Here is an 18,555-nt window from a genome sequence, read left to right as displayed (position 1 = left end):
ACGGCTGTGTCAACGCGACGTCCGGGGAGTCACGGGCCCGTCATGGCTGACCGAGAACGGTCAGGACGGACTCGCGCAGCGCACCCGTCAGAGTCGGGACGTCCTCGTCCTGCAGGGCGAGGGGCGGCCGGATCTTCAGCACCGATCCGGTCGGACCGATGCGGCTGAGCAGAACACCACGTCGCTTCACCTCCTCCACCAGTCGGCGCGTGGCCGGGCCGTCCGGGCGCGCATGACCGGCATCCTCGAACACCGAGAAGCCGAAGAACAGTCCGTCGCCTTTGACCGGGCCGAGCCGATCGTGCTGGGCGGTCAGCTGTGTCAGGTCGCTGCGGATGACAGAACCGAGACGCGCCGATCGGGCGAAGAGACCCTCGTCGTCGATGATCCGCAGCACTTCCAGACCCACCGCGGACGAAACCGGATTGCCGGCGAAGGTGTTGAAGAACTCGTTGCGGGCGCCGAACTCTTCCCACAGCGCCGCCGTCGTGACAGTGGCCGCCAGCGGGTGGCCGTTGCCGAGCGGCTTGCCCAGCGTCACCAGGTCGGGAACGAGGTCATATCGCTGATAGCCCCAGAACGTGCTCCCGGTGCGTCCCAGTCCCGCCTGGACCTCATCGCCGATCACCAGTCCGCCAGCCGCTCGTACGCGAGCGGCGACGCCTTCGACGAAGCCGGCCGGCACGCGGGGAAGACCCTCGGTGGAGAAGATCGACTCCACGATGACCGCGGCGACCCCGAAGCCCGATCCCAGCAACTGGTCGATGGCCTCGTCGACGTGGCGGAGTGCTTCGTCGCGCACAACGGCGGGGTCCCGCCCATCGTTGGCGGCGGCGTCCATATCGGGCACCGGGAACGAACGCACGTGCGGCGCGAGTCCCTCGTGCGTCTTGAGCCCGGTGGTGAGCCCGGCCAGCAGCGAGGTGTTGCCGTGGTAGCTGTAATCCGTGACCAGGATGCCGCGGGCGCCCGTGTGCTGCAGGGCTACGCGGAAGGCGAGCTCGTTCGCCTCCGAACCGCTGTTGGCGAACACCACGCGATCGAGCTCGGGCTCGAAGCGGCCGAGCAGCTCCTCGGCGTATTCGACGACGCGTTCGTCGAGGTACCTCGTATGGATGTTGAGGGTCGCTGCCTGGCGGCACAGCGCCTCGACGACGCGGGGGTGGGCGTGCCCCACGTGCGGCACGTTGTTGTAGGCGTCCAGGTACCGGCGCCCATCCGCATCGGTCAGCCACACCCCCGAACCCGAGACGAGGTGAACGGGCTGGTCGTAGAACAGCGGCGAGTGGCGTCCGATGGTGGCGAAGCGTCGCTCGAGCAGATCTTCGGTCATCGGTGTTCCTGTCGTTCGTCGTCGAGCGCCCTCACGCGCCAGGGGGCCGGTTCGCCCGCGGTGGCGGCGTCGGCGATGCGAGCGACCCACGGAGCGACGACCTCGGTGATGAAATCGGAGGCCGGGTCGCCGGGCCGCTCGGCGGCCCACCCCAGGTACGTCAGGCCGCGCGCCAGCATGAGGTCGTCCCACGCGGATTCCTCGGCGGGCGGGAGCGGGCGCAGTTCCGAGTACCCGTCGCGGAGGGCGCGCTCGAACTCGGGGTAGCGGGGGTTGCGCGCGTGGTGGAAGAGCGCCGTCACCAGATCGAAGGCGAACCACCCCGTGCCGAAGTCGTCGAAGTCGATGAGCACGACGCCGTCGGGGGTGATCAGCACGTTCTCGGGCGTCGCATCCGCGTGGATGATGCCGAAAACCTCGGGACCTGTGTCGAGCGCCCGTAGCCTGCGGTGAACGTGGACCTTCCCGCGAGCCACCGAATCCCTGTCCCTCGGCGTGAGGCCGGGCAGCGCTGCCGGATCGCCCCACAGGGGGCGGCTGCCCGCGAGTCCATCCGCGTCCCAGGCGTCGCGCCGGAAGGAACCCGGTCGACCGACCATGGCTTCGGCGTCGTGCAGCCGGGCCAGCACGACGCCGATGTCACGAAACTGCGCGGCGGGCGGGTCATGGCGACCGGAGAGCGCGCCGTCGATGTCGCCGAAGGGGGTCGCGTGGTCTATCCACCGCTGCACGGACACGCTGCGCGCGTGCTCGCCGACGGCGACGTCGCACACGAGGCGTCCGTCTTGGGCGCGCAGCACATCAGGGACAGGAACACCGGCTCTGCCGAGGGCATCGAGATATGCGAGCTCGGTGAGGATCTCCTGCTGATCGCGATAACCCGGGCGATGCAGGCGCACCGCAACCGAGCCGCCGTCGGGTGCATCGACGCGGAAGACGTGGTTCTCGCGGTACTTCACGAACGTCACCGCGCACTCCTGATCCATCCCGTACAGCGGAAGGGTGCGTTGCACGAGTTCGAAGGCGGCATCGATCTCCATCGGAAACCTCTCTGGTGGTCGTGGCGTCACTATGCCATACTCGGAGTCCAGTTTCCAGACTCTCGTTCTAGTGAGGCTCGATGACCACCGCCGCTCGGGAAAGACGTCGCAGTGTGATGCGCGACGACATCCTCACCGCCACCCTGGGTCTCATCGAGGACGGAGGCCTCGGAGCCGCCACCATCGAGAGCATCGCGGAGCGAGCGGGTGTGGCACGCGCCACCGTGTACGCGCACTTTCCGGACGGTCGCGACGAGATGCTGCGGGCGGCGTACGACCGGGCGGGTCGCATGCTGCTGGATCTCGCCCGTGCCCGGGTCGCCGCCTTCGACGCGTGGGAAGAGCGCATCGAGGAGTACGCGCGCACGATGATCGAGTTCTCGAGCGGCGGCGCGCTCGGGCGTTTCTACAGCGTGTCGGGCCCGGCCCTCGTGGGATTCCGCGAAGGTGGTGGGGCCGGTTCCCGCGGCTACCGCGAAGCCATCGGTGCCGAGCTGGCGGCGGCGAGAGAACGCGGCGAGCTCTCGGCCGACGCCGACCCCGAGTCGCTGGCGGTCCTGTTGTCGTCCAGCCTTCGGGATGCCGGGATCGCGGCCGCGCGCGACCCCGAATCGGCCGAGCGATTCGTGCGCGCGATCCGCTGCCTCCTGGACGGACTGAAGACGGCACGCCACGGCGAGGCAGGACAGCATGGCCGGCGATGATCAGCGGGTGGTCGCCATCACCGGCGGCGGCACGGGCATCGGCGAGGCCGCCGCGACGCGATTCGCCGCGGCCGGCTGGCGCGTGGTCGTCATCGGGCGCCGCGCCCCCCTCGTCGAGAGAGTCGCGGAGCGCATCGGCGCACGGGCGCTCACGGCAGATGCGGCCGATCCGCGCGACAGCGAAGCCGCGGTCGCCACCATCATGGCGGAGCACGGTCGGCTGGATGCCGTCGTCGCCAACGCCGGCGGACACGGGTTCGCCGCGCTCGCCGATACCAGCGACGAGGACTGGGCTGCCAGCATGCGGGGCAACCTCGAGTCGGCGTTCGTATTCCTGCGCGCCGCGATCGACCGGCTCCGCGCGGCCCGGGGGAGCGTGGTCGTCGTCTCCTCGCTCGCAGGGCTGGCCGCCGGCCCGAGCACGGTCGGCTACACGACGGCCAAGCACGCCCTCATCGGATTGACCAGATCGATCGCGCGAGACTACGGTCGCGACGGCGTGCGTGCGAATGCGATCTGCCCCGGCTGGGTGCGCACGCCCATGGCCGATGCCGAGATGGACGAGTTCGCCGACGCGGCGAGACTGGACGACCGGGCGGCCGCCTACCGCACCGTCACCGCCGACGTGCCCCTGGCGCGACCGGCCGAGCCTCAGGAGATCGCCGAGGTCATCTTCTTCCTGGCGTCTCCGGCCTCTTCCTACATCAGCGGCGCGGTGATCCCGGTCGACGGCGGCGCCACGAGCGTCGACCTGCCCACGACGGCCTTCGCGCGCGCCGGAATGTGAGCCGGCGTCCCACGCGGACGCTTCACGCTGCCGGGCGCACCGTGCGCTGAGCGTCAAAGAACCCGCGCCGTACGGCAACAGCCGCCGCACGGCGGTCGACAGACTCTTCTGCATCCGGCCGAAGGAGTTCGCATGTCTACACCCGAAAACGACAGCCTCAAGCGGAACCAGCTCGGCGTGCCATCGATCGTGTTCCTCGTCCTGGCCGCCGTCGCCCCGCTCACCGTTGCCATCGTCGTCCTGCCGCTGGCGATCGCCTTCGGCAACGGCGGCGGCATCCCGGTCGCCGTCATCATCGTGGCGATCGCGCTGCTGCTGTTCGCAGTGGGGTATGCCGCCATCACGAAGGACCTCGTCAGCGCCGGCGGCTTCTACGCCATCGCCGTCAAGGGGCTGGGGCGCCCGGCAGGTCTGGTCACCGGCATCATCGCGACGCTCGGCTACAACTTCTTCGTCGCGGGAGCACTCGGCACGATCGGGTTCTTCACCGGGGCCGTCGTGCTTCCCGCGCTCTTCGGCATCGAAGTGCACTGGTACGTCGCGGCCGTGATCCTCTTCGTCATCGTCTTCCTTCTGGCCCGCTCGGGCATCCACGTCAGCGCAGCGGTGCTGGGTGTCGCGCTCATCCTCGAGATCGCCATCCTCGTCGCCTTCGCGGTGTCGGTGCTCGTGCAGGTGGGCTTCAGCATCGAGGCCTTCACTCAAGCGTTCGACCCGACGATCCTGGTCGGGGGATCGATATGGATCGGGCTCCTTCTGGTGGCCACCGCGTTCATCGGCTTCGAAGCCACGGCGCTCTTCGGCGAGGAGGCGAAGGATCCGCGCCGCACCATTCCCCGGGCGACGTACGCTGCGATCATCATCATCGGCGTGCTCCACGCGATCGTCGGATGGGCCATCGTGAGCGCGCTCGGTGTGCCCGAGGCGCAGGCCGCGGCGCTCGACAGCATCGCCGCCGGAGACCTCGTGCTCATACTGATCGACACCTACCTCGGCCCCATCGTCGGCGCGATCTCGCTCGTGCTGCTCGTCGTCAGCCTCTTCGCGGCGCAGCTGGCCTTCCACAATTCCGCCGCGCGCTACCTGTTCGCGTTGGGGCGCGCTCGCGTGCTGCCCCGCTGGCTCGCCACCACCAACCGCAACGGCGCACCTCAGCGCGCGCTCCTCGTGAACTTCATCTTCTCGCTCGTCGTGGCAGGCATCTTCGTCGTCTTCGTCGAGACGGACCCCGAGGGCAACCCGCTCCCGCCCGTGCTGACCCTCGTGCCGGTGGGGCTGGGATTCGCGACCCTCGCGGTCATGATCGTGCAGGCGATCGCCGCGCTGTCGGTGGTGGTGTACTTCCGTCGCAAGCGTGATCCGCGGTGGTGGAGCACCTTCATCGCGCCCGGTATCGGGTTCATCGCGCTCTTGGTGTTCAGCATCATGGCGATCGCCAACTTCACGCTGGTCGCAGGCTCGGAGGCCCTCTACGTGCAGCTGTTGCCGTGGCTTCTCGTGCTCGCGGTGGTGGGCGGGCTGGTGTACGCCCACTACCTGCGAACGAAGCGTCCCGACATCTACGAGGGGCTGAACAACGACCTGGAGCGCTTCGACGAGCTCGCTCCGGTCTGATCGCCACCGCTCGAAGAAGAGGAAGAGACCGCGGACATCTCCGCGGTCTCTTCCTCTTGCATCAACGGCTCAATGCCCGCAGGTGCAGCCGTCGCCTCGACCGCAGCCGCCGTCTTGCGCGTCGCCGGCCCGTCCCCCATGAGCCTGACTGGACTCTGGGACGTCCATCGCCGGGTTCCGGTCGAGGAACCCGTACGGCTTGAACCAGAACCCCGCATAGTCGACGGGCATGATGGGCCAGTCCTCCGGCCGGGGGATGTGGGTGAGCCCGAACGTGTGCCACAGCACGATGTCTTCGCCGTCGAGCGAGCGGTCGTCTGCCGTGTAGGCCGGAAGGCCGCCGCCGCCCTGGTGGGCATTGGGATAGCGTCCGGCCGGCCACCGTTCCTCCGGGTCGTACGCCGTTGCCCACAAGTGCTTGGTGGCGAATGCGGCACGGGCCGCGACCGTTGAGACGGGGTCGGCCATGAGCAGCGCGGTGGGCTGGGGAACCAGGTGATACGCCGTCGGCCTGCCGACGGCGTTGCGCTGAGACGCCGACTGCACCTCCCAGACCCGGGCGGTCGAGGTGTCAGCCTCCCGCTGGGCCTCGGCCTCGCTCCGCACGGGTGTCTCGTTCCAGGTGAAGGCGTTGCCGAACGGGTTCTCTTCGCCCATCGGGATGCGCACCGCGTCGATCTCGACGAGGCGGTTGTCCTCCCCGTCGATCGCGACATCGAGGCGAGCGCTGAACAGGTGCTGGTGCACGGGAGCGAAGACACCCCGCGCGATCTCGGGGGCATGGCTGTTGTGCGAGCCCGGCTCCCCGCCGCCGACGAAGACGATGCCCGTGGCCTTGGTCTCCATCTGGATGGATCCGTCGAGGTAGAAGTACCAGAAGAAGCCGTAGTCGTAGTTGCCGATCGTCGAGAAGTACGACACCACCAGGCGCCGTGAGCGCCGTACGTGCGCGCCCACCGGACCGAGTTCGGTGTGCTTGAACAGCACCCCGTAGTCCTCTTCGTGCATGCACACCACGTTGGGGATGCGCACCGCGTGTCCGTGGTCGTCCGCGACGTGACCATCGAAGTAATGGATGACGCCAAGGCAGTCGCAGCCGAGCTCGAGGTGATTGGCGTTCTTGCCGAGAAGGTACTCGCCGGCGTCGAAGTAGCTGATCCAGAAGCGAGTGGGCGTGGTGTCGCCATACGGCACCACCATTTCAGGCACGCTCGCGCGCGCAAGCACTGACCGGCCGTCGAAGCGCACGTCGTGCAGCACCAGGCCCTCGCGCGCGTTGAAGTCGACGCGCATCGACCAGTTCTCCCATTCCACGAGCGATCCCGTGACGCGGAAGCTCGGGCCTTCGGGCTGGGTGATCTCGATCGGCTTGAGCGTGGTGCGGGCCGGGCCCACGGCATCCGGCGTGTACTTCCCGCTTCCCGTCGGAACCGGGACATCGCCCTCATCCTCGATCCCGATGACGCGGTTCTCGATGAGGTCGATGTGCACGATGAGGCCCTCTACGGGGTGCGCCCATGCGATGTCGTCCTCGCTGTCGCGCAAGAACGTGAGCGAGCGGATGATCCGGCGCCCGACCTCCTCGGCCCGCCCCACGAATCCCGGCGCCAGCGGGGTGCAGAACGCCAGGTCGATGCGGTCAGCGAGCCCGCGACGAGTTATGGCCGCTCGCCATTCGGGGGAGGCCTTGACGATCTCGGCCGCCCGCTCATACTCCTCGAACAGATACTGCGGCTGACCGTACGGCGGTTGCGTCGAGGGGTATTCGTGATGCTCGAGCACGGTGTCGCTGGTGATGGACACTTTCGCTTCCACCACGGCGCCGGTCTGCGTGTCGAGGAGCGTCACGTCGACCCCACGGTCCATCGGGGCTCCGGCTCGCCATGCCGCCAGGTGCTCCTTCGACGGCTCGAGCGGCAGCATCATCGGAACCCGCACCGATGGGCCGAGGAATCCGCCCTCCTCGAGGATGTCGCGCGCCCGTTCGATCTCATCGGCGCTCAGCGGGTCCAGCGGATGCGCCGGAGTCGCGCGGGGCGGGACGGCAGGCTGCAGGTCGGGGTTGTCGCCTGCGTGGTCGTGAGCGTGCGTGGACGTGGTCGTGTGATCTGGCATTCGCTTCTCCTCCACGATCCACTGTCGCCGATCGTCTGCCGGATCGTTTGCCCGCCCGTGCATGACCGATGCCTGATGGCGCGCGGCGGGGTTCGGGTGTCGCGTTCTGCGGCCTCGTGGGGTGGGTTGCCGCGTGTTGCGCCCCCTGAACGACGCAAGGCCCGGCTAGGAGTTCACGCGGATGATCTCCTGCTGGTACGGCGCGACGATCGTTCCCGAGATGCGGCAGTCGAGCACCAGGAACCGGCGGGATGCCGCGGGCTCGGCCGCCCACGTCGCGAGACGGTCGAGATCGTCGAGCGTGCGCACGACGACTCCCTCGGCGCCGACGCCGGCGGCGAGGGCGGCGAAGTCGACCTCGGGGATGAGCATGGGCTCCTGCGCGAGCCCCTTGAGCCCGTAGAGGTTCACCTCGGCGCCGTACGCCGCGTCGTTCCACACCACGGCGATTCCGCGGCCGCCGGCGACCCGCACCGCCGTCTCGAGGTCGGCGAGCGCCATGAGGCCGCCACCGTCGCCGGTGGTGAGCACGATCGTCGATTCGGGCTTCGCCAGCGCTGCTCCGGGCACGGACGGCCAGCCCAGCCCGATCGACTGGAACGCGGTGCCCACCATCATCATGCGGTCGGGCGATGCGACCGGCCAGTACATGTTCGCCCAGCCGATGAAGTGGCCGCCGTCCGAGACGACCACGCGATCCTCGGGCAGCAGTTCGGCGATGCGGCTCGCGACAGACCGTGGGTCCAGCCGCCCGTCGGGAGCGAGGGCATCGCCGGTCTCTTGCTTTCGCGCCTCCGCGATGTCGACGGAGTCGCGCCAGTCGCTCGGCTCGGCCGCGATCGCGCGGACCTCGTGGGCGATCGCCTCGGCGACCAGCCGGGCGTCCCCGCGCACGTAGCCCGCGACGTGGGGGTGGGTCGCGGTGGGCGCGACGTCGACCTGGAACACGCGCGTCCCCGGCGCGAACAGGTCGCCGAACCGCATAGTGAACTGATTGAGGGATGCCCCGAACACGACGGCGACGTCGGCCCGACGAGCCAGGTCCATGGCGCCCTCGGCTCCGAACCCGCCGGTGACCCCGAGGTCGAACTCGGGTCGCGGGAACACGCCCCGACCGAGTGCTGTCGAAGCCGTGAGGGCACCGGTGGCGTCGGCGAGGGCGCCGAGCGCATCGCCGGCTCCTGAGATCCAGGCGCCCCGGCCGGCGAGCAGGAAGGGCCGGCGGGCGCCTGCGAGCGCCTCGGCGATCTCGCGCACCGTTGCCCGCGCGAATCCTCCCGTCGGCGCGAGCGGGTCCGGCAGCCGCGGTTCCGGCGCCTGGGGCAGGGGTCCGGCGTCGCGCGCCGCGACGTCGTAGGGGATCGCGAGCACCGTCGGCACCCGGTAGGTCAGCGCGTGCTCGATCGCGATCACGGTCGTGGCCGCGGCATCCGTTCGGCCCACGGTGTAGGTGCGCGCGCCGACGGCCGACGCGAGTGCGATCTGGTCGACGTCCCACGGGCGCGGGCCCGACGTCGGCTCGTCGCCGACGACCAGCACCAGCGGCACGTGGGCCTGCACCGCCTCGGCAAGGGCCGTGATCGTGTTCGTGAAACCGGCGCCGTACGTCGCCGTCGCGGCGGCGAGGCGTCCGGAGGCCCGGTGGAAGGCGTCCGCGGCGACCACGCCCCCGGCCTCGTGGCGTACCGCGGTGAAGTGCACGTCGGTGGAGCGCTCGAGCGCATCGAGGAAGTAGGCGTTGCCGTTGCCCATCACCCCGAAGACGTGGTCGATGTGGTGCGCGAGGGTGAGGGCGACGTGGGCGGAGACGGTGGGCATGAGGAACCCCTTGAGACATAGACGGATGGAAGGCCGTATGTGTCTCGCGCGTGTGCGCTGCGTGCCCCTTTTCCGAGCACCGGCGGGCGACGATGCCACCGGACGAGTCGAGTATAGGACTTCGGCCATGATGGGAGGCATGAGGACGATTCAATTGCGCCGGTACACGCTCGTCGACGGGGAATACGACGCGTTCGTCGCGTGGTGGGGGCAATGGATGCCGAAGGTCCGGCCGGCGGCCGGCTTCGCCATCGAGTTCGCCTACGGCATCCCTGAGACGAATGAGTTCGTGTGGGCCGTCAGCGCTGAGGGCGATGCCGAGGCTTTCCTGGCCCGTGAGAAGGAGTACATGGCATCGGATGCCCGTGCTGAGGCGTTCGCCGGCGTTCCGCAGCGCGTCGCGAGCTCGGACACGCGGCTGGTCGAGGAGTTCCCGGTCTCGAAGGCGTAGCGGTACTCAGCCGCCGAGTGCGTCGCGGATGGCCGCGGCCGAAAGCGCCAGCCGCGCCGCGATCTCAGCCGGCTCGTGCGAACTGGCGAGGTAGACCACTGCGATCGCGGCCGGACCACGCCCGCGCACGACGAGCGGCACAGCGACGGCGCGCAGCGTGGGAATCACCTCGTCGTGGCTCTCGAACCAGCCGCGCGCCGCGGCATCCGTCACCTGCTCCGTCAGTGTCGTCGGAACGTCTCCCGGCCACGACGCGTGCGGGAGGAGCGACAGGATCGCCTTGCCGGGGGCGCCGCGGGTGACCGGATGCCGCGTGCCCGGCCGGTGCGCGACCGAGGCAACAGCATGCCGGGGTTCGATCGAGGCGAGGGTGACGCACTCGTCGTGGTCGAGCACCGTGAGGAAGCACGTCATGCCGAGTTCGTTCGCAACGGTCGTTAGCTCGGGGAGGGCTTCGGCTTGCAGGTCGTGCGCCACCCCGGCCGCGAGGGCGGCGAGCCGCGCGCCCAACTGCACGCGTCCTGCGGTGTCGCGCGTAATCAGCCCGTGGTCCTCGAGTGTGCGCAACAGCCGGTAGGCGACCGACCGATGCACCTCCAGGCGGGTGGCCACATCATCGATCGACAGCGGCTCGCGTGCGTCGGCGAGCACCTCGAGGATCCGGATGCCGCGGCTCAGCGTCTGCGACGCGGGCGCGGAGGCGATGCGAGACTCCACGTTTGTCATGCTGCGAAGTCCTTCCCGGACAAGTCTCGAGGCGGCCGCGGGCGGAGCATTGCCCGAGCGGAGCCTGTCGTATACGATCTGTTCAGAATCAGAACGTTGCGTTCGAATATAGAACACGCGCGATACGATCGCAAGCACCTCGACAGCGGCGTCGCAGAGGAGACATTCATGCAGTTCCATCATCACGGGTACGTGTCGGGCGAACCGCGGATCCAGGATGCGGTGGGCGCCGGCGTCGATCGCCCGGTGGAGCTTCCGGACGAGACAGACGTCCTCATCGTCGGATCGGGCCCCGCCGGCATGCTTCTCGCCGCGCAGCTGTCGCAGTTCCCCGGCGTCACGACGCGCATCATCGAGCGGCGCGAGGGCCGGCTCGTGCTCGGTCAGGCAGACGGCATCCAGCCGCGCAGCGTCGAGACGTTCCAGGCCTTCGGATTCGCCGAGCGCATCATCGCCGAGGCCTACAACATCGCTTACATGAACTTCTGGGGTCCCGACCCCGAGAATCCGCGCAACATCATCCGCACCGCGCGCACCGAGGACTACGCGTTCAAGATCAGCGAGTTCCCGCATCTCATCGTGAACCAGGCGCGCGTGCTCGACTACTTCGCCGAGGCCGCCGCCTATGGGCCGGGCCGGGTCGTGCCGGACTACGGCATCGAGTTCGTCGGCCTGACCGTCCTCGGCGGCGCCGATCAGAACAGCGGCGAGCACCCTGTCGAGGTGCGGGTGCGACACACGAGCGGGCCGCGTGCGGGGCAGGAGCAGACCGTGCGCGCCAAGTACGTCGTCGGTTGCGACGGCGCCCGCAGCGGCGTGCGAGAGGCGATCGGCCGCAGGCACGTCGGGCAATTCGCATCCCACGCGTGGGGTGTCATGGATGTGCTGGTCAACACCGACTTCCCCGACTGGCGCACCAAGTGCGCGATCAACTCGGCCGCGGGCAACATCCTGCACATCCCGCGGGAGGGCGGCTACCTCAGCCGCATGTACATCGATCTCGGCGAGGTGCCCGAGCGAGACGAGCACCGCGTGCGCCAGACCCCGATCGACGAGATCATCCGCCGTGCGAACGAGATCCTGCATCCGTACACGCTCGACGTGAAGCAGGTGGCGTGGCACAGCGTCTACGAGGTCGGCCACCGCGTCACCGACAAGTTCGACGACGTCGACGTCGATCAGGGTCACGACCCGCGCGTCTTCCTCGCCGGTGATGCGTGCCACACTCACAGTGCCAAGGCCGGCCAGGGCATGAACGTCTCGATGCAGGACGGCTTCAACCTGGGCTGGAAGCTCGGGCACGTGCTCACCGGCCTCAGCCCCGCCTCGCTGCTGTCGACGTATTCGGCCGAGCGGCAGCCGGTCGCCCAGCAGCTCATCGACTTCGACCGCGAGTGGTCGGCGCTCATGGCGCGCAAGCCCGAAGAGATCTCCGACCCGCAGGACCTTGCGACGTACTACCTCGCGACGGCCGAGTTCCCGTCCGGATTCATGACGCAGTACGGCCCCTCGATGATCGTGACGGATGCCTCCCATCAGGCGCTCGCCGAAGGCTTCCCGCTCGGCAAGCGCTTCAAGTCGGTCGAGGTGGTGCGCGTGTGCGACGGCAACGTCGTGCACCTCGGGCATCACGCCAAGGCCGACGGCCGCTGGCGGATCTACGCGTTCGCGGATGCCGCAGCCGCGGGGGAGTCGTCGGCGCTGTCGCGATGGGCGGAATGGATGCTGTCGCCCGAGGCGCCGATCGCACGGTTCACGCCAGCCGGGGCCGACGTCGACGCGGTATTCGACGTCAAGGCGATCTACCAGCAGCGCTTCGAAGACGTCGACATCTCGCGCGTGCCCGACGTGTTCCTCCCGAAGACCGGACCGCTCGGCCTCACCGACTGGGAGAAGATCTATGCCGCCGCGCCCAGCGCCTGGAGCGAGAGCGACATCTTCGCCGAGCGTGGGCTCTCGCGCGACGGCGTCGTCGTGGTGGTGCGTCCCGACCAGTACGTCGCCGGCGTCTTCCCGCTGGACGCGACCGGAGAGCTGTCGGGCTTCCTCGCACAGGCGTTCCTGCCGCAGCACGCCTCCGCCGCCGTGGCAGGCTGACCCCGGTCCGTGAGACGGACGGCAGGTACAGCCGGGCGAAACCCGAGAGCCGGCTGTACTCGAAGTACATGTGACCGTGCCGCTCCGAGCGGCAGAATTGGCCGAAAGACAGCGATTGACGGATGCGGCGAGCCGTGGCATCCGGAACCGACAAGGGAGTCCCCGTGACACCGAATCAGACACAGCACCGTGAGACCGAGCTGCTGGCATCCGTTCCCGATGGCCTGTTCATCGGCGGGCAGTGGCGGCCGGCGTCCGGTGGCAAGACGCTCAAGGTGTATGACCCGTCCAACGGCGAGGTCGTGAAAGAGATCGCGAACGCGTCGCCCGAGGACGGCAAGGCGGCGCTGGATGCCGCCGTCGAGGCGTTTCCTGCGTGGGCGGCGATGTCGGCGCGGGAGCGGGCTGAGATCCTTCGTCGCGCGTTCGATCTGCTGCAGGAGCGCAAGGAGGACTTCGCGCTGCTGATGACGATCGAGATGGGCAAGCCGCTGGCCGAGGCGCGCGGCGAGGTCGCGTACGGCGGCGAGTTTCTGCGGTGGTTCAGTGAAGAGACCGCCCGCGTGCAGGGCCGGTACGGCGCGAACCCCGAGGGCACCGGCCGCATGATCGTGTCGCAGCATCCGGTCGGTCCGTGCTTCTTGATCACGCCGTGGAACTTCCCGCTCGCGATGGCGACCCGCAAGATCGCGCCCGCGCTCGCCGCGGGCTGCACCGTGGTGATCAAGCCGGCCGAGCTGACGCCCCTGACGACGCTGGCGTTCGCCAAGCTGCTCGAGGACGCCGGGCTTCCCGCGGGCGTGGTGAATGTCTTCACGACGTCGACCTCGGGAGCGGTGTCGGAGCCGATCATCCGCGACCCCCGGCTGCGCAAGCTCTCGTTCACCGGTTCGACGCCGGTGGGGCAGCGACTGCTCGAGCAGGCGGCGCAGGGTGTGCTGCGCACGTCGATGGAGCTGGGCGGCAACGCCCCGTTCGTGGTGTTCGACGACGCCGACCTCGACAAGGCGGTCGACGGTGCGATGCTGGCGAAGTTCCGCAACATCGGACAGGCGTGCACCGCCGCGAACCGGTTCATCGTGCACCGATCGGTCGCCGACGAGTTCGCGCGCCGGGTCACCGCGCGCGTGCAGGGCATGAAGATCGGGCGCGGCACCGAGGAGGGCGTCGCGATCGGCCCGCTCATCGACGACCGTGCCGTCGAGAAGGCGTCGACGCTGGTGAAGGATGCCGTCGCCCGCGGTGCGTCCGTCGCCACCGGCGGCAACGCGCTGGACGGCCCCGGAACGTTCTATGAGCCGACCGTGGTTACCGACGTCCAGCCGGGTTCGGACATCCTGCGCGAGGAGATCTTCGGACCCGTGCTGGCGATCATCCCGTTCGACACCGAGGACGACGCGGTGCGCCTCGCGAACGACACCGAGTACGGGCTCGTGTCGTATGTGTTCACCGAGAACCTCTCGCGCGGTCAGCGCATGATCGAGCGCCTCGAGACCGGCATGATGGGCCTCAACGTCGGGGTCGTCTCCAACGCCGCCGCCCCGTTCGGCGGGTGGAAGATGTCGGGCCTGGGCCGCGAAGGCGGCGCGGAAGGCATCCACGAATACCTGCAGACGAAGTACACGCTCACCGCCAACCCCTTCTGAGCCTCCGCGAGGCGCGCGGGATGCCTCGGCACGTCGCCGGATGGAAGAATCGGGGTCGGCCGATGGATGGGGTGAGGATGACGTCGAAGAAGCGTGCGACAGCCGCAGTTGCCGCAGCGTGCCTGGGTTTGCTCTTGAGCGGTTGCGCGCTCGGTGGCACATCGTATGCGGCGCTCGACCGCGAGCGTCAGGCAGGTGATGAGCTGCCGGAAGCCGTCGCAGATGGATCCGACGACATCGACGCGGACTCTGCTCGCCACGTCGGTGAGCATGACGGCGTCGAGTTCTGGCTGGCGCGGATGGACGAGCCGCAGAGCGTCTGCCTGGTCGTCTACCCGAGTGACGAAGATTGGGTGGTCGGGTGCAGCTCCGACGGCGGCCAGCTGGGGGTCTCGGGGCGCTCGGGGGTCTACTCGCTCGTGCCAGACGGTGCGCCGGTGCCCACTGGTGCGACGAAGATCACCGAGAACCTGTATCAACTGGGGGGCTGACCTTGTCAGAGGCGGGCCGCAGCTCGTACGTGAAGTCGCCGGCGTAGCGGAAGATCTCGCCGACGAGGGGCGCGGTGATCCGGACGTCTACATGCTGCAGCGTGAGATCCGCGGAGTCGACGCTTTCGTCGAGGTGCACGGTGGCAAGTCTTGGCAGGGGAAGCCGGATGCCGGCGACCCGCAGCGCCAAACGGGTGGATGCCATGCGCAGTGCGCCGTCTTCGACCCAGAGGTCGAGCGCGACTTCCAGTCCTCGTCGCTTTCCAAGCCGATCGACCAGGCGCCCGTCGATGACGCTCATCGTGTCTTCCATGAGTCGATGCCGACGGGCGAAGCGGAACGTCCGCGTGGCGCTGAGGCTTCCATCGCGCCCCGGAGTATTGGTGATGGCGAACGGCACATCGCGCTCGAACTCTGGGAAGAGGATGTGCCGCGACGCCATGATGGCCAGCACAGGACTGAGCCAGCGAGCGGGCGAGCCCGCCATTTCGTAGATGCCCGATCCCACGCCGACGCTGCCGCGCGGTATGGGACCGAAGTACGTCTGCAGGCGCGGCTGCAGGAGCGCGAATTCATCACCCAGCACGCGTTGGTAGACGGATGCCTCCCCGGGGTCCGGCTGTCGCGCGCCGCCCGCCCCCGTGCCGATCCGTGTCATCCCGCCCTCCACCTCGAGACTACGCAAGAGCCACCGGGCCACAGCTGCGAGGATCGACCTGTGATGAGCGCGGAGTGGACTTCGCTGACCCGGCCCGGTGACCCGGCGTGGCGCGAGGAGGGCGTCGGCTTCCGGCGTTGGGAACGGACGACCGTGCTCGGCACCGGGGTGGACGTCTGGGCGTGGGCGACCACGGAAGTGCTGCGCTGGGGAGTGAAGACCCGCAGCGGGTTCTCCGTCACTCCGGCCACGGCGGTGACGCAGGGAAGCCGGCCGGTCATCATGGCGCATCCGTTCGGCCTCTCGATCCGAGAGCCGGTGGAGGTGGTCGATGTCGTCGAGACGTCCGACCGGGTCGGCTTCGCCTACCGGACGCTCGCCGGCCACCCGGTTTCGGGCGAAGAAGCGTTCGTCGTTCACCGCGAGGGCGACGTGGTCCTGTTGACCATCCGCTCGCTCACCCGGCCCGCGAGCACGCCGTTCTGGAAGTTGGTCTACCCCGCGCTCGTGGTGGCCCAGACTGTCGCACGCCACCGGTACACGCGTGCTCTCCGCCGGCGGGCTTCGCGCTGACCGGCATCCGTCTCAGCCGACGTACGCTGCAGTCGCTGACGCGGCGGAGGATGCAGCGGAAGAAGCGGCGGCTTCCGCAGCGCGCTGACGGAGGATGTCCGTCGCCCGTTGGACGGCGGGATGGTTGCGCATCGACCGCTTGAACCTGAGCATGATCCGCCGCCGGAGGCCGGCACCGCTGACGGGCACGGCGACGGTTCCCGCTGGAAGCAGGTAAGCCCCCAGCCGCGGAACGACGGTGACGCCGAGTCCCGCGGCAACATAGTCGAAGGCGGTGGCGTAGTCGGGCGCGGCCACTTTGAATCGCGGGCTGAACCCCGCCTCGCGGCACGCCACCAGCACGATCTCGCGGCATGGTCCACGTGCATGGTCGTTGTCGATCCACGCCTCTCCGGTCAGTTCCTGGATCGAGAGCGAGTGCCGGCGGGCGAGGGGGTGGTCGCGGAACATCACCGCGCGGTACTCCTCCGTCAGGAGATGTTCGACGACGTAGCCGTCGGGCTCGCCGTCGGCGGCGGTGGGGTCGTGCCCGGCGGTCACCGACTCGGCGATGTAGAGCTGCAGATCGGGATCGATCGACCGCTGCCCCTTCAACTCGGCGAGACCGATCTCGATGCGCAAGTCGCTGAACTCATCGAGCGCCGCCACCACGTCGGGCATCCACGCGCGATTCGCCGACATGAAGCACTCGATGCGGAGCGTGCCGCTCCTGCCGGCTTTGAGGTCGTCGGTCAATGCATCCAGATCGGTGAGCTGCTCCAGCACGCGACCTGCACGATCCGCGACCGCGCGACCGGCGGCCGTCGGCACGATGCCGCGGCCGTGCCGCTCGATGAGTGTCAGTCCGGTCTCGCGTTGGAGGGCGCTGATCTGCTGGCTCACAGCCGAGGGGGTATAACCCAGGCGCGCTGCCGCGCGATTGATCGAGCCGGCCTGAACGACGGCACGGAGCACTCGGAGGCGTTGCAGATCGGCCATGCCGAAACCGTACAGCAGTTCTGAATGAACCTAAAGAAACGTTCACTTGTGCTGAACGGGGCGAGCCGCGATCGTGGGGGAGTGACCACCCCGACGACTCCGCTGGCGCGAGTCGACCTCCCTTATGACCCAGCGCGTCCTCGGCCGGACTGGACGATCGCGGCAGCCACTGCGACAGTGCTCGTGCTCTGGGCCTCGGCCTTCGTCGCGATCCGCTGGGTCGGTGACGACCTCTCGCCCGGCGCGCTCGCCTTCGCACGGCAGCTCGTGGCCACGGTCGTGCTCGTCGGCGTCGCGATGTGGCGGCGGCCTCCGCTGCCGCGTGGTCGCTCGCTCGTGCTCGTGGTCGTGTACGGCCTGCTCTGGTTCGGGGGCTACACGCTCGTGCTCAATATCGCCGAGCGGCATCTCGACGCCGGTACGGCCGCGATGCTCGTCAACATCGCTCCGCTGATCGTCGCAGGTGTGGCGGGGGTGCTCTTCAAAGAGGGCTTCCCCAAGCCGCTGATCATCGGCATCGGCATCGCCTTCGTCGGCGTGGTGCTCATCGCGGCGGGCGGGGTCGGTGCGCACAGCGATCCGCTGGGCATCGCGCTCGGCCTGCTCGCGGCCGTGCTCTACGCTAGCGGTGTGCTCGTGCAGAAGGTCGCCCTCCGCTCGACCGACGCCCTCAGTGCCACGTGGGTGGGCTGCGCGGTCGGCGCGATCGCGCTGATGCCCTTCCTCCCCGCGTTGGCCGGCGAGGTCACTCACGCGCCGGGTACGGCCGTGGCCGCTGCGGTGTACCTCGGCGTATTCCCGTCGGCGGTCGCCTTCCTACTGTGGGCGCGCGTGCTGCAGCGGGGTACCGCCGGTGCGACCGCCTCGGCGACGCTGGCGGTTCCCGCGATCGTGGTCCTTCTGGCCTGGCTGCTGCTCGGCGAACTGCCGACTCTCCTGGGCATCGTGGGCGGCGTGCTCTGCCTGGCCGGCGTCGCCTGGAGCCGCAGGCGCTGACCGGGCTGGAACGGGGCATCCGTTCACGCGGGTGACGGCAGGCCCTGTCCGCCCGCACACGCGATATGGCGCCCACGTGCAGTTCACGGACGCCGTGCCCAGCCGAGGCGTCCGCCGAGGATTGTGTCGCGTACATCATCTCGGCACGCGCCTCAGCCGGGCTGCCGCCGCTCGAAGGCATCGACAACGTGGGCGACCGTCGCCGAGTTCCAGGAGTGGAACAGCCCGGGCGATCAAGAAACCGCGTCGGTGACGATTCCGGGTGGCAGCGGCGACTCGGCGTTTGTCAAGCCGCCTTCGCGCGTTCGACGGTCGACGTACATTCGAGGCCGAGAGATGGAGGAGCACATGAACCACAAGGCTGATGACGCACCTACCAGCGAAGAGGGTACGGAGAAGCCGGGCGGACTGGGACGCGACGGCACAATCCCCGACGACCCGGATGGCGTCGCCGCCGGACACACCGGCGAGCCCTCGACGTTCGAGCCGGAAGAGGACGAGCAGGCGTGACCACGGATCCGAAGAGCC

General features: G+C 69.1%; 17 protein-coding genes. 10 read left to right on the top strand and 7 right to left on the bottom strand.

Annotation, left to right across the window (positions count from 1 at the left end; all coding sequences use genetic code 11):
* Positions 1 to 40: 40 nt before the first annotated feature.
* Positions 41 to 1,333, bottom strand: a complete 1,293-nt coding sequence (locus tag K0817_RS00470) for an aspartate aminotransferase family protein (RefSeq protein WP_219978369.1) — start codon at positions 1,331 to 1,333, stop codon at positions 41 to 43.
* Entirely contained in the window at positions 1,330 to 2,373 is a 1,044-nt protein-coding gene (locus K0817_RS00465; protein WP_219978368.1) for a phosphotransferase enzyme family protein, read from the bottom strand. Before K0817_RS00465 ends, K0817_RS00470 begins: the two co-directional genes overlap by 4 nt.
* Positions 2,374 to 2,453: 80 nt before the next feature.
* Between K0817_RS00465 and K0817_RS00460 the strand changes: the two genes are divergently transcribed.
* From K0817_RS00460 to K0817_RS00450, 3 genes are all read left to right on the top strand, one after another.
* Positions 2,454 to 3,077, top strand: coding sequence for a TetR/AcrR family transcriptional regulator (locus K0817_RS00460; RefSeq protein ID WP_219978367.1), 624 nt, complete (start codon positions 2,454 to 2,456; stop codon positions 3,075 to 3,077).
* Positions 3,064 to 3,864 carry an SDR family NAD(P)-dependent oxidoreductase gene (locus K0817_RS00455; protein WP_219978366.1) on the top strand — a complete coding sequence of 267 codons (801 nt, stop codon included), beginning with the start codon at positions 3,064 to 3,066 and terminating at the stop codon, positions 3,862 to 3,864. Before K0817_RS00460 ends, K0817_RS00455 begins: the two co-directional genes overlap by 14 nt.
* A 132-nt stretch (positions 3,865 to 3,996) precedes the next feature.
* Complete coding sequence (locus K0817_RS00450) at positions 3,997 to 5,478, top strand: APC family permease (RefSeq protein ID WP_219978365.1); 1,482 nt, start codon at positions 3,997 to 3,999, stop codon at positions 5,476 to 5,478.
* A 69-nt stretch (positions 5,479 to 5,547) separates the two neighbouring features.
* On the opposite strand, the gene K0817_RS00445 is transcribed toward K0817_RS00450, so the two are convergent.
* The gene (locus K0817_RS00445) at positions 5,548 to 7,593 is read right to left on the bottom strand and encodes a primary-amine oxidase (RefSeq protein ID WP_219978364.1); all 2,046 of its coding nucleotides are present in this window, start codon (positions 7,591 to 7,593) and stop codon (positions 5,548 to 5,550) included.
* A 165-nt stretch (positions 7,594 to 7,758) separates the two neighbouring features.
* Positions 7,759 to 9,411: a thiamine pyrophosphate-binding protein gene (locus K0817_RS00440; RefSeq protein ID WP_219978363.1), complete on the bottom strand. Its 1,653-nt coding sequence runs from the start codon at positions 9,409 to 9,411 to the stop codon at positions 7,759 to 7,761.
* A gap of 139 nt (positions 9,412 to 9,550) precedes the next feature.
* Here K0817_RS00440 and K0817_RS00435 point away from each other — a divergent pair, with 139 nt between their 5' ends.
* On the top strand, positions 9,551 to 9,862 hold the full coding sequence (locus K0817_RS00435) for a hypothetical protein (protein ID WP_219978362.1): 312 nt from the start codon (positions 9,551 to 9,553) through the stop codon (positions 9,860 to 9,862).
* A 6-nt stretch (positions 9,863 to 9,868) separates the two neighbouring features.
* On the opposite strand, the gene K0817_RS00430 is transcribed toward K0817_RS00435, so the two are convergent.
* Complete coding sequence (locus K0817_RS00430) at positions 9,869 to 10,588, bottom strand: IclR family transcriptional regulator (RefSeq protein WP_219978438.1); 720 nt, start codon at positions 10,586 to 10,588, stop codon at positions 9,869 to 9,871.
* 168 nt (positions 10,589 to 10,756) lie between these two features.
* On the opposite strand from K0817_RS00430, the gene K0817_RS00425 reads away from it, so the two are divergent.
* The 3 genes from K0817_RS00425 (at position 10,757) to K0817_RS00415 (ending at position 14,822) form a co-directional block, all read left to right on the top strand.
* The gene (locus K0817_RS00425; RefSeq protein ID WP_219978361.1) at positions 10,757 to 12,685 is read left to right on the top strand and encodes an FAD-dependent monooxygenase; all 1,929 of its coding nucleotides are present in this window, start codon (positions 10,757 to 10,759) and stop codon (positions 12,683 to 12,685) included.
* Between the two features lie 164 nt (positions 12,686 to 12,849).
* A complete protein-coding gene (locus K0817_RS00420) occupies positions 12,850 to 14,331 on the top strand; it encodes an NAD-dependent succinate-semialdehyde dehydrogenase (RefSeq protein WP_219978360.1) in 1,482 nt (493 codons plus the stop codon).
* Positions 14,332 to 14,408: 77 nt separating this feature from the next.
* Complete coding sequence (locus K0817_RS00415) at positions 14,409 to 14,822, top strand: hypothetical protein (RefSeq protein WP_219978359.1); 414 nt, start codon at positions 14,409 to 14,411, stop codon at positions 14,820 to 14,822.
* On the opposite strand, the gene K0817_RS00410 is transcribed toward K0817_RS00415, so the two are convergent.
* The gene (locus K0817_RS00410) at positions 14,791 to 15,480 is read right to left on the bottom strand and encodes a DUF4166 domain-containing protein (protein ID WP_219978358.1); all 690 of its coding nucleotides are present in this window, start codon (positions 15,478 to 15,480) and stop codon (positions 14,791 to 14,793) included. The two genes, K0817_RS00415 and K0817_RS00410, sit on opposite strands and share 32 nt — an antisense overlap.
* Positions 15,481 to 15,543: 63 nt before the next feature.
* Here K0817_RS00410 and K0817_RS00405 point away from each other — a divergent pair, with 63 nt between their 5' ends.
* Positions 15,544 to 16,053 (top strand): DUF1990 family protein, encoded by a 510-nt coding sequence (locus K0817_RS00405; protein ID WP_219978357.1) that lies wholly within the window; start codon positions 15,544 to 15,546, stop codon positions 16,051 to 16,053.
* Positions 16,054 to 16,065: 12 nt separating this feature from the next.
* Here the strand turns inward: K0817_RS00405 and K0817_RS00400 are convergent, their stop codons facing one another.
* On the bottom strand, positions 16,066 to 17,031 hold the full coding sequence (locus K0817_RS00400; RefSeq protein ID WP_219978356.1) for a LysR family transcriptional regulator: 966 nt from the start codon (positions 17,029 to 17,031) through the stop codon (positions 16,066 to 16,068).
* An 81-nt stretch (positions 17,032 to 17,112) separates the two neighbouring features.
* On the opposite strand from K0817_RS00400, the gene K0817_RS00395 reads away from it, so the two are divergent.
* Together K0817_RS00395 and K0817_RS00390 are read left to right on the top strand one after the other, a co-directional pair.
* The gene (locus K0817_RS00395) at positions 17,113 to 18,027 is read left to right on the top strand and encodes a DMT family transporter (RefSeq protein WP_253735088.1); all 915 of its coding nucleotides are present in this window, start codon (positions 17,113 to 17,115) and stop codon (positions 18,025 to 18,027) included.
* 348 nt (positions 18,028 to 18,375) lie between these two features.
* Positions 18,376 to 18,537, top strand: coding sequence for a hypothetical protein (locus tag K0817_RS00390; protein WP_253735087.1), 162 nt, complete (start codon positions 18,376 to 18,378; stop codon positions 18,535 to 18,537).
* Positions 18,538 to 18,555: the final 18 nt, after the last annotated feature.

The organism is Microbacterium sp. HD4P20 (assembly GCF_019449275.2).
Classification (GTDB): domain Bacteria; phylum Actinomycetota; class Actinomycetes; order Actinomycetales; family Microbacteriaceae; genus Microbacterium.
This window is presented reverse-complemented; position numbering and strand designations above follow the sequence as displayed.